Origin of the sequence: Kitasatospora purpeofusca, from assembly GCF_000718025.1 — a bacterium.
Taxonomy (GTDB): domain Bacteria; phylum Actinomycetota; class Actinomycetes; order Streptomycetales; family Streptomycetaceae; genus Kitasatospora; species Kitasatospora purpeofusca.
Genome location: NZ_JODS01000061.1, coordinates 1 through 10,354, shown reverse-complemented (window position 1 = coordinate 10,354; position 10,354 = coordinate 1). Strand labels below are relative to the sequence as shown.

The following is a 10,354-nucleotide window of genomic DNA, read 5'->3' as shown; positions in this document are numbered from 1 at the left end:
TGCTGACGCACCGCCAGGTGCGGGGGTGCCGGCTACGCCGTCACCATGCGTGCTGTGGCCTCGGCTGCGCCTCGGCAGGTGGGTGCGAGGTTGAGGGAATTCGCCGGTGGCGAATTCGTGGGTATGTGCGGGTTGTTGTGGGTGGGGGTTGGGCGTCGCTGCGCTCCGCCTTTCCGGTGGCTTTCTCCCGGGCCTACGGCCCGTCAATCGTTCTGCTTTCCGGTCTTGTTGGGGCCTATGTTTTCACGGCCCTACGGGCCGATTGGCTGGCAGGGCTTTTCCGGGCTGCGCCCGGGGGCGAGCGTTGACGATGTGACGCGGAATTCGGGTAGTAGCCCATCCCTCCGGGCGGGCGGGGTGCCGGCCGGGGCCTGCGGCCCTCGGCGTTGACGATGTGTCGCGGACTTCCGGTATCAGTCACAACCCCACCCCCGGGGGGCCTCCCCCGGTCCCGGCCGGTGGCCGGTCAGCCGCCTGGTTGCTGGGCTGGCGGCCCATCCAGTACCCCTGGGGCGGGGCCTGCGGCCCTCGGGAGCAACCTCCGGGCACCGGCTCCGGCCCGGCCTCCCCGACCCCGGGTGGCGGGCCCTCACGGACGCCCCGTGCGACGTTCCCTGGCGAGCCCTCAACCGCAGACTCCCGACCGGAATCCGAAACGAATCCGGCGGCGATTCCCCGACTTCCGCACAGCCCTGTCCTACCGACCCTCGGACGGGCGCGGGACGTAAACTGGCAACCTCGCGTCAACCGTCCATAACAGCTCTATCCGGCCGCACTCCAGGCGAGAATGCGAATTTCTTTCCACTCTCTCAGGCGGCAATCAGAACACCTTGCAGGGCGCAGCGGCGAGGAATCGAACCCAGGAACGCCGGAAAGGGGCCTACGGCGCTCCACGCCGACACGGCGGCCGCCTCTCCAGACCGCGCAGGAAATCCCGCCCGGCGTCAACGGAGCAATTCACGGAGCAGCAACACCAAACCAAACACCAAAAGTCCTAGAGTGGCAGGAAGAGCACCAGCACGCCGGCACCGCAAACGATTTGACGGGTCATCACCAGCGGCTCCGGGCGTCCGCACGCGTTAGAATTAGATGCGGGCAAGATCCCCCTTCACACCAAGGAGACCCATCGTGGAGCCCGCATCCGGAAGTCCTCGCCACACCAGCCCAGGCCACCGTTGGGCCGTCGCAAGAGCCCTCGCCAGGCGAGCGGCCCTCGGCGCTGCCTACACCGCCGGCGGACTCCCCCTCACCCTCCTCGCCAGCTGGCTCAACACCCACTGGCCCAGCATCCACTGAGCCAGCCCTGGGACCAGCGGCGGCCACCATGCTCATGATGCACAGTCGATGTGATTCCGCCTGCGACCACTGCTACGTCTACGAGCATGCCGACACCAGCTGGTGCGGCCGCCCACACCCCGTCAGCTCATGAGCGCCGCACGAGGTGGCCCAGGCGGACCGCAGGAGCGCGCCAGGGCACACTGGGCCAGCCGCCGTGCACGTGGTACTGCACGGCGGCGAACCGCTGCTCGCCAGGCCAGAACTGGTGCAGCACGCGGCCCACCCGATGCCCGCCGAACTGCCGGACGACCACGCCCCGGACCTGCGACTCCACACCAGCGAAGCTCGACCAGTCGAACGAGCCCCTCGAACTGTTTCAACCCGGGCGGATCATGGCCAGCATTCTTCCGGACGGCGACCGCACCGCCAGCGACCGGCACCGGAAACTCGAACACGCCTCCCGACCCCTCCCCCGAAAATCTGAGAAAAGAAATATCGCCCCTGATCAATCACATTCCTCCGAACCTCGCCAAGGAATGAAAACAACGCTCCCAGAAAAGCGATAACCCCTCACGAGTCACCCATGCCCCCTGCCATCCCCCTTCAGTACGAAGAGTAACCATCGGCAAGCGTCACACGGCCCCACTCGCCACCGTAACCAGGTCCATCCAGAGGTCCAGATAACCCCGCAAGAGAGGCCATTTCACGCCCATCACAACTAACAGGTCACACCCGGTGGCCCTTCGCCGGATAGAGCTTGGCGTGCAGTAGCCGGTCTTCCCACCACGAGTCATCCGGGGTGGAGACCAGCGCGGCCACCTGCTCGCGCTTGGTCGGGGCGGGCAGCACCAGCGGGCCCAAGTCCTCGACGGCTCGGTCCTGTTCGCACTGCGGGCACTCAAGCCGATCCGGGCCGGCCTTCTCGCTCAGCTCCAGCTTCGAGCCCTCCTTCCCGGCGATCGAGCCCCGGCAGGTCCAGCACGGGCGCAGCGCGGAGTTCGCCGCCCGGGCCGCCTCCAGCTGCTCCTGGGCCTCCCGCTCCAGGCGCTCGGTGTGTTCCTGGTGGCAGGGCCAGCAGCGGCCGCCGGGTTGGCGGGCCCACTCCACGCGGTTGCCGTCGGGGCCGTAGTGCCAGATGCTCTCCTTCTTCGGGACGTTGCCGCAGTCGGCGCAGGCGAGGGTGCGCATCCACTCTCGGTGCTCCTGGCGGGCTTTCTGCTCCCGGGCCTTCTGGCGCTGGTTGTAGGCGGCGCGGTTGTCCGGGTTCTCCAGCGCGTCGAGCAGACAGTGCCGGCCGGGGCGGCCGTAGCGCCACCAGACGGGGCCGCGGGGGCCGAGGGCGGCCAGCAGCTCCAGCGTGGTCGCGAGGACGGGTAAGGACGGGTACGGCGTCGTCGAACTCACGCCAGCCGTCGCCCTCGTTGTCATCCTGGGTCACGGTCCACCCGGTGCCGCGCCAGCACTCGGCCGACAGGTCCGCCACGGCCTCCTGACGGCCTGCCAGGGCGACGGGTCCGGCGCCGGTGACGACCAGGGCGACGGGCGGGTACCCGGGCCAGGTGTGGGGGCCGGGCCAGGTACGGCGCCACCAGTACACCGTTCGGTCGGCCAGGGCCGGATCGGCCAGCGCGGGATCGGTGCTCTTCACCTTGGTGCGGAACAGCTCGCGGTAGACGGTGAACTTCGCCGCGACCCGCTCCGGCGCCATGGTCGAGCGGTCGACCTCGACCATCAGCACCGGCACCCCGATCTCCAGGGCCTGCCACACCGCGTCCGGACGCACCTTCCGCCGCCCGCCCGGCAGCAGGAACTCCACCTCGGTCGCCCAATCGGCCACCGGGCCGACCCCGCCCGCGGCCCCCGGCGCGCTGCCGCCCCGGACGAACGCCAGCACAGTCTCGCTCACCGCCATCGCGTGCCGGGCCCCGGAGCGTCCGGCGCCCCGGGCCGTGGAGCCCATGTCGGCACGGGGCAGGCCGAGCACCTGCCCGGCCGCCTCCAGTCCGACCGTTCCCTCCAGCCGCCAGGTCTTGTGCCGGTCCCGGGTATTGCCGTCGGAGGCGACCAAGCCGTGCAGCGCGAGATCGCCGAGCGCCTGCCGGATCGCCTTGTTCGACGCCGCCCCGGGGCGCAGCAGGCGCTGGAGCTGGTCGGCGGTGGCGACCTTGAGGACGCCGAGCGCGCCGAGGACGTCGGCGCGCAGCGCGTTGGTCGAGCCGTTGGGGTTGGCGGCGCCGCGCCGATACGCGGTGCAACCGCCACTCGCGCCACCTCCACAGCTTCCAGTAACCAACTGCGCACAATGGTGCATATGGACGCTGGAGTCGCTGCTCTGTGGGGTGCAGGTATCGGTGGCGTGTTGGGCGCAGGAGGGGTCCTGGGCTCCACATGGCTGGCAGGGCAAGCTCAAGGTCGCACCCAGCACCAGCATTGGCGTCGGCAGGGACGGCGAGAAGCATACAGCACATTCATTGCTGCTGTTACGGCCCATAGAGACGCTGCTGATGGCCTCATGGCACTCATGGAGGAAACTCACAGCCTCGACGACGCTTCACAGGCTCTGGAACGCGTCAGTGAGAAGTTCCCGGCGGTACGCGCCGCATCCTCAGTGGTGGCCGTGGAAGGGCCTGCTGATGTGGCGGCTTCGGCTCGAGACGTCATGGAGAGCATCGGGCGCGCCACCGAGGACATCGGCTTCTACGTCACAGCCGCTAGACGCATCGGCCGTCCGGGAGAGTTCGAAGCCGGACGCGCCCAGAAAGCACTGGATGAGCTCGGCAGTCTTCTTCGCACGTTCACCGAGAACGCCCGAGACGCCCTTGACGTTTAAGCGCCGTAGGCCCAATGACGTATTGAGGAAATCCACTGACACCACCAGCGTGATCAGTGTCACAATTCCAGGATGGTTGCTCTTCGCTCACGGCGCCTGGAGCGCCTGTTCGCCTCGCGTCTCGACGAGGTCTCCCATGCCCAGGTCGCAGCCCTTGTCGACGCTCAGGTCACCGAACACTATGACCTCGACTTCAAACGAGGGCTGTACGGCAACAAGGATGAGGACCGCCGAAGCCTCGCCGGGGACGTAGCCGCAATGGCAAACACCGCTGGCGGCCTCATCGTCCTCGGGGTTGAGGAGGACGACCAGGCCCGGGCCACTGCTGCCCCGGGCGTAGCCCTCAGCGATAACGAGATCGGCCGGATCCGCCAAATCGTCGCGAATCTCGTCTCACCTCTGCCCACCTTCGACGTTCTCCCCGTCCACGCCGACGGGCAGGAAGACCATGGGTTCCTGCTAATTGCCGTTCCACGCAGCCCAGGAGCCCCCCACGCCGTCCTGGTGAACAACGGGCTGCGCTTCCCCCGGCGCAACGGCACAACCACTACGTACCTGTCCGAGCCCGAGGTCGCCGCGGCCTACCGCGACCGCTACGCCGGCATGCAGAGCAGACTTGAGGACGCCGCGCGCTACGAGCGTGATCTGACCGCCCGGCTCAACACAGACAACGAGACCTTCGTCATCGTCACACTCGTTCCGGATATTCCAGGAGGATTCACCCTGAACACCGAGGCGCTCCGGGACTTCAGGGAAGCGACCATCGGCAAGGATCCCTACGGAGTAGCGCGCGGAATCTCCTGGCAACGCGTGTCAGTCGGCACCGGACGCCTCGTCGCCGTCGGCAGCTACGAGAGCTCCAAGGCCAAGTACCTGGCGTGCGAGCTCTACGAGAACGGCGCTGGGTCTTTTGCCGGCATCGTCGACAACCGCAAGGCCACGTCAGCTGGTGAGGGTGCCGCACAGGTCAGCCACATCGACGACGAGACGTTGGTCAACGCGATCTGGGGCGGCCTTCGGCTTCTCGGCCGCCACGCCCGTGACCGAGCCGCTGCGGGCGGCAACGCAACCGTTCGGGCGACGATCCGCCCAATCACTCCTGACCTGCCCGCGACGCTCAACCACAACCGTGGCCACTTCCCGGGGCAGATCGGCGACCAGCAAGTCGATCAGCCGCCGCACTCGACCGCAGTCGTCGCCATCGACGACCTGGCCGAAGACGGCGAGGCGCTGATCAAAGCAACGGCCGTGCTGGCCAACGGGCTCGTCCAGCACTTCGGACAGCCGGAAGCCCTCCAGGTCACCGCCGAGGGCACCATCCGTTTCCCCTACTGGGGGTCCTACATCCGACAGGACGTCAAGACAGCAGCGGAGAATGCCGGGATCACGGTGACCGAGGATCGGGTCTGACCTCTCGAGGACGAAGCGCCAGCCACCGGCCAACCCAGCCTGGGTGGCCCGGGACGGCTGCGGCGTGCGGTGCGGGTCAGCCGGTGACGGTCTCGGCGTGCCGGTGGACCGCGGAGGCGTTGCCGCGCCAGTAGGCCAGCAGCACCCGGACCTCAGGAGTGATCTCGAACCGATCGATGCGGCGCGCCCCGGGATCGTCCGCGCTGGCGGGTGCGGTCGTGGCGTCGGCCAGCCACCGCCACACCGTCCGGTCGGAGACCGCCAGGCACTGCGCCGTAGTGTGGACGTGCCCGCGGGTGAGTCGGCCCTCGGCACGCAGAGCGAGCAGACGGCGCACCGCGGGAACACGCAAGGCCTTCAACGACACCGGGTCCAGGACGGGCTCGGCCCCGGTCGGCGCAGGCGCCGCGACGGTGGTAGTGGCGTCAGGGGCGGGGGTGTTCACCGGTGTCCTTTCCACAGCGTGGCGGTCGGCACGGCAGCGCGGTGGCGACCAGGGTGGCGGGGGTCATGGGTTGGGGCCGAGCCGGGAGCACGCCCTGGACAACAGCGCGCCATCGGCCCCGGTACCCGGGCGCTGGTCCAGCGCCGCGTAGGCATGAGAGGTGATCTTCGCCCAGGTCCGGAAGTTCCCCCGCGCGCAGGTCTCGTCCGCGTACAGGAGGTCGGCGTCGGCCGCGGTGTGCCACAGCGGATGGAACAGACGCAGCACGGCGGGAACCTGGGAGGCCTCCAGGCGCGGGACGTGCTGCCAGGTCAGCACCCGCGAAGCCAGCGCCGGGGCCCGGGCCAGCGTGCGCTCGGCCCCGGCCCCGCACAGCACCAGCGAGGTCCGGGTGGTCGGTGCGTCGGCCAGCAGACGCAGGTAGTCCAGCTCCGGGGCGGCGATGCGCTGCACGTCGTCGATCAGCACCACCCCCGGGGAGCTGAAGGCGTCGATGAGCGCGCGGTCGCCCGCATCCGTGCGGTTCGTCAGCGCGGTCGCCGGCAGGCCGAACGCGGTCAGCAGCGCGGCACGCAGCTGCGGCAGAGCCGGCTTCACCGCCACCTGCGCCTGGCGAGCCGGCACACGGCGCGGCAGCAGAGCCAGAGCCTGATGGATCGCGACCGTCTTGCCCTGCCCCGCATCCCCGTAGACGCAGGCGATCCCCCGCGCGGCGACCGTGTGTGCGAGTGCTTCCGTCACCTCGCCCAGCTGGCTCGTCGCGACGACGTGGGCGCCGGGAACGTACAACCGCACTCCCAGCGGCACGGCCCCCGCGGAACCATCGGGCACAACCGCCTGCACGGGTTCGGTGGCGGGCGGGGCCTGGCCGGCCTCATCGACCGTGCCTGGCAGCGCCAGCTCCGCGAGCGCGCGGTCGTACACCGCCGGGTCCACCCGGCCACGCCCAGGCCGCACGCCCTGCAGAACACGACCGGCCCGCTGTTCCCGGCGCACCGCCCGGTGCAGCGTACCCAACGACGGCACCGGCCTTGGGCCGTTCCCCGCCTGTGCGGTCAGTTCCCGGTGCAGCGCGGCGACGTTGCCGCCCAGCTCGGATAGCCGGTCCCACAGTTCGTCCGAGACCGTAAACCCCTTGCGGCGCGGAGCCATCTCCCCCCGGCCCGTTTCCCGGGCCTCGGCCAGCCAGCGCCACACCGTCCGTACCGACACCCCGGCCGTCTCGGCCGCGATCCGCACATGCACCGACGACAACTGCCCGACCTCGTCCAGCACGAGCAGACGCCTCACCACGACCTGGCGGGTCAGCGCACGCTCACCCGAACGAGACACCAACGGCTCCCTACCCGAGGAGGACACCGGAGAAGGCATCGTGGCGGGGGCGGAGGCTGCAGGCAGGAGATCGGAGCTCATACCCACCAAGCCCACTCCCCCGGTGTGGCTGCGCGCACAGGAATGAACAACCCCATGTCAGCCACCCACCCCACGTGATAGGCGTCAGCGTGCAGGTCATGGCAGCGGCTTGGTCACCTCATAACAGCCAAGACCCGCTGTCCTAGCCATGAAAGGCACAGCTCAACGAGCCCTTCATCCTTGGCTGGATCGCTGCCGCCCAACCCACTGACACCACCCCACCCACTCACAGTGGTGCCGGTCATCTCGGCGGCGCGGCCCATGGTGTAGGCGGGGTAGTCGTCGTCGTCGAGTTTGTCGGATGCGTCGGGGCTGGCCGTTGTAGTCACTGCACCTCTCTGGTTCTCGGGGAGAACACGTCGAGGGGCCCCGGCGCCGTGTCGGCTCCGGGGCCCCGAAGGGGAACAACACCACCTACCGGCCTGGGCCGGTCCTTGGGTTCCGCACTGCCCCGGGGGCGGGGGTGTGCGGGGATCGCGTATGCGTGACCGGAAACCACCGTCCTTGCGTTGGGGTCTGCGGTGTCCGCCCGGGCGAGTGTTCACGGGCCGGGCGATCCTGATGGCGCTTGCGCCCTCCATTCATCCTCTGGACTGCACTGTCAGTTTCGTACTGCTGGTACTGCGCCTGCTGAACTGCGACTTCGCTTCGGTGGCGGTGGTGGCCCACCTGTTCCGGCAGCCGGCCCCGTCGCCCGTCGTGCACCTGCGTCGGCTCGGAACCCCACTGCCCGGACTTCCCGGTGCGCGCGCCCGCAGCCTGGGCGCCTTCACCGTGGTCATGCCTGTCCTGTGCTGCTGGTACTGCACTCACTGAACCGCGTACTGCGGGATACCGCTGGTGGCGGCCCCTGATACCTGCGGGCCGCCCGGTCCGGCGGTCAGTCCCGTCGCCGTCGTGCACCTGCCTGGCTTCGGAACTCCACTGCCGGACCCAATCGCGAACTCTGTCCGACCACCCCGGCCAGTTCGTGTCTGGCCGGTATCGCCGACTGCTGTCTACGAGAGAAACGTTAGACCCGCCCGCGACCAATGTCTACTCCGGCGCGCACAGATTTTGCGGAGTCGGGAGGAGAGGTAGTCTTCTCGCCGCGCGGCGGCGGCAACCCCCCGGGCCGCCGCCGCGCTCCGCTTCGACGGGTGGCGTCGCGCCGCAAGGCGGCAGTGGAACACCCGGCGCCCGAGGCTCCGGAGACGGCCCCCACGGACAGTCGGACCCGATCGAGGCGGTCACCGGGCCATTTGCAACGGCGGCGACCGCACTGCCGGCCGGCCGCCTGCCCGCTTCGCAAGAGCCGGCCACCTCCACCGTCCTGGCCACCCTGGGCGGCGCCCTCGACACTGCCCTGCCGCCCGGCGGGCGCGGGCAGAGGCGGCCTTTCCGGGAAACACGCCGACGAACCTGCCCGGCCCGGCGTTCCGGCCGATGCCGCTCCCGGCGCCCCGGCCGGTGCGCAGCATGCTCGGCCTGGCCGGCCGGGGCGAGGAGGAGGCTGCCCGCCCGGTGGGCGGGGTCCGGCGCGGTGCCGGTTCGCTTCCCGGGACGGCTGGGTTTTCCCCGGCCGACGTGGATGTCGCGGCACGCCACGTGTGTGCCGGACGGACCCGGGTGGCCGGCCGCGGCGGTGGCGGTCCCGGGTCAGGCCGCGACGGTGAGGTCGGCGCGGCCGAACAGGAGCGCGTAGCCGCGGGGCAGGTCGGCGAGGAGGCGGTCGGTGAGGGGGTCGCCGGCGAGGTCGGCGAGGGCGGCGAGGACGGAGGAGGCGTCCCAGCGGGCGGCGGTGAGGCTGGTGTTCAGGGCGCGGGCGACGGCTTCGACGAAGGCCGGGGCGGCGACGGGTCGGGGCAGCGGGATCTGGGTGGCGAAGACGGTGCGGGCGCGCTCGGGCAGGGCGGCGGCGAGGTCGCAGCGTTCCTCGCCGGTGAGCTGGGAGCCGAGGACGGCCAGGACGGCGTGCAGGACGCGTTCGGCCTCCTCGTCGGTGGTGTAGCGGCCGAGGGTGCGGACCTGCTGGAGAAGGAGGCGGTACCGGGTCATGGCGGTGGCCTTCCGGGGCGGGGCCGGCCGGGCGGGTGCGGCGGGCGGCGCGGACGGGTTCAGGGGCGGTGGCCGGGCCGGGGCCGGCCGAACAGGAGGTCGTAGCCGGGCGGCAGTTGGAGCAGGACACGCCCGGTGAGGTCGTCGCCGGCGGCGTCGGCCACGGTGCTGAGGACGGCGCCGATGTCCCACAGCGCGGTGGTCTCGGTGGCGCCCTCGATCCAGGCCGCGGTCGCGCGTGCGAACCGCTCGGGGCCGAGGGGCTCGGCGGCCTGCAGCGGGTTGAGCAGGATCAGGGCGAGGGTCTCGGGCAGGCGGGCGGCCAGTTCGGCGCGCACGTTGCCGACCAGGTGGGCGCCGAGCAGGGCCAGGACGACGCGCGCCGCCCGCTCGGCCTCCCCGGGCGTGTCGTACTCACCGCGTTCCCGGACCTCCTCCAGGAACGCCTCCCATCGAAGAGTCATGATGTGTCTCCCTCCGTCCCAACGGGCCGGTGCGAACGCGGCCGGCGCCCGGTCAGGGCTCGACGGCCGGGCGCCGGTGGAGGCCTGTGAGCTTCAGTAGCCGCACCACGCGGCGGCCGGCCCCTCGCAGGACCGGACGGCCACCGCACCGGTCGGCCTGGTTGCGGGCCCGGACCGGGGCTCCCGGGCCCGCGCAGTCGACGAACGTCACCTCCGACAGGTCGAGCACCACCTCCCGGTGCGACTCGAACGCGGCGGTCGGTGCACCGCGCAGCGCGGGGGGCGGTATCGAGGTCGGTCTCGCCGCCGGCCCGCACCACGAAGGGTTGGTTGCTCCGGGCGTTCATGGCGTTGTCCCGTCCCCGCTGGCGGGCGGCGGGCGGTTCGGGGTGTTCCGTGCCGCTCCTCGGGGGGATCGGGAGCGGCACGGAACGGTCCGGGGGTCAGGCCCGGATCTGCCTGCGGTCGCCGCTGTGG

The 10,354-nt window shown here is 70.7% G+C and carries 9 protein-coding genes and 2 pseudogenes; 2 read left to right on the top strand and 9 right to left on the bottom strand.

Annotated features, from left to right (window positions below; translation table 11 throughout):
* Window positions 1-1,423 precede the first annotated feature (1,423 nt).
* From IF01_RS0140290 to IF01_RS51720, 3 genes and pseudogenes are all read right to left on the bottom strand, one after another.
* Entirely contained in the window at window positions 1,424-1,612 is a 189-nt protein-coding gene (locus IF01_RS0140290; RefSeq protein WP_030398605.1) for a hypothetical protein, read from the bottom strand.
* A 392-nt stretch (window positions 1,613-2,004) separates the two neighbouring features.
* The gene (locus tag IF01_RS50745) at window positions 2,005-2,682 is read right to left on the bottom strand and encodes a hypothetical protein (protein ID WP_030398604.1); all 678 of its coding nucleotides are present in this window, start codon (window positions 2,680-2,682) and stop codon (window positions 2,005-2,007) included.
* A gap of 298 nt (window positions 2,683-2,980) precedes the next feature.
* Window positions 2,981-3,412: pseudogene (locus IF01_RS51720) on the bottom strand (replication-relaxation family protein); the annotation flags it as partial.
* On the opposite strand from IF01_RS51720, the gene IF01_RS50740 reads away from it, so the two are divergent.
* Together IF01_RS50740 and IF01_RS0140275 are read left to right on the top strand one after the other, a co-directional pair.
* Window positions 3,350-4,108 carry a hypothetical protein gene (locus IF01_RS50740; protein ID WP_244215791.1) on the top strand — a complete coding sequence of 253 codons (759 nt, stop codon included), beginning with the start codon at window positions 3,350-3,352 and terminating at the stop codon, window positions 4,106-4,108. The pseudogene IF01_RS51720 and the gene IF01_RS50740 overlap by 63 nt on opposite strands.
* Before the next feature lie 72 nt (window positions 4,109-4,180).
* On the top strand, window positions 4,181-5,518 hold the full coding sequence (locus IF01_RS0140275; RefSeq protein WP_030398603.1) for an AlbA family DNA-binding domain-containing protein: 1,338 nt from the start codon (window positions 4,181-4,183) through the stop codon (window positions 5,516-5,518).
* A gap of 76 nt (window positions 5,519-5,594) precedes the next feature.
* Here IF01_RS0140275 and IF01_RS0140270 read toward each other — a convergent pair whose 3' ends face one another.
* The 6 genes and pseudogenes from IF01_RS0140270 to IF01_RS51715 form a co-directional block, all read right to left on the bottom strand.
* Complete coding sequence (locus IF01_RS0140270) at window positions 5,595-5,963, bottom strand: hypothetical protein (protein WP_030398602.1); 369 nt, start codon at window positions 5,961-5,963, stop codon at window positions 5,595-5,597.
* Window positions 5,964-6,026: 63 nt separating this feature from the next.
* Window positions 6,027-7,238, bottom strand: coding sequence for an AAA family ATPase (locus IF01_RS0140265; protein ID WP_157855497.1), 1,212 nt, complete (start codon window positions 7,236-7,238; stop codon window positions 6,027-6,029).
* A 364-nt stretch (window positions 7,239-7,602) separates the two neighbouring features.
* A pseudogene (locus IF01_RS50735) lies at window positions 7,603-7,705 on the bottom strand (MerR family transcriptional regulator); the annotation flags it as partial.
* A 1,309-nt stretch (window positions 7,706-9,014) separates the two neighbouring features.
* Complete coding sequence (locus tag IF01_RS0140250) at window positions 9,015-9,413, bottom strand: DUF2267 domain-containing protein (protein WP_030398598.1); 399 nt, start codon at window positions 9,411-9,413, stop codon at window positions 9,015-9,017.
* Window positions 9,414-9,472: 59 nt separating this feature from the next.
* The gene (locus IF01_RS0140245; RefSeq protein WP_030398597.1) at window positions 9,473-9,877 is read right to left on the bottom strand and encodes a DUF2267 domain-containing protein; all 405 of its coding nucleotides are present in this window, start codon (window positions 9,875-9,877) and stop codon (window positions 9,473-9,475) included.
* A 52-nt stretch (window positions 9,878-9,929) separates the two neighbouring features.
* Entirely contained in the window at window positions 9,930-10,151 is a 222-nt protein-coding gene (locus tag IF01_RS51715; RefSeq protein ID WP_375341028.1) for an STAS domain-containing protein, read from the bottom strand.
* Between the last annotated feature and the right edge of the window lie 203 nt (window positions 10,152-10,354).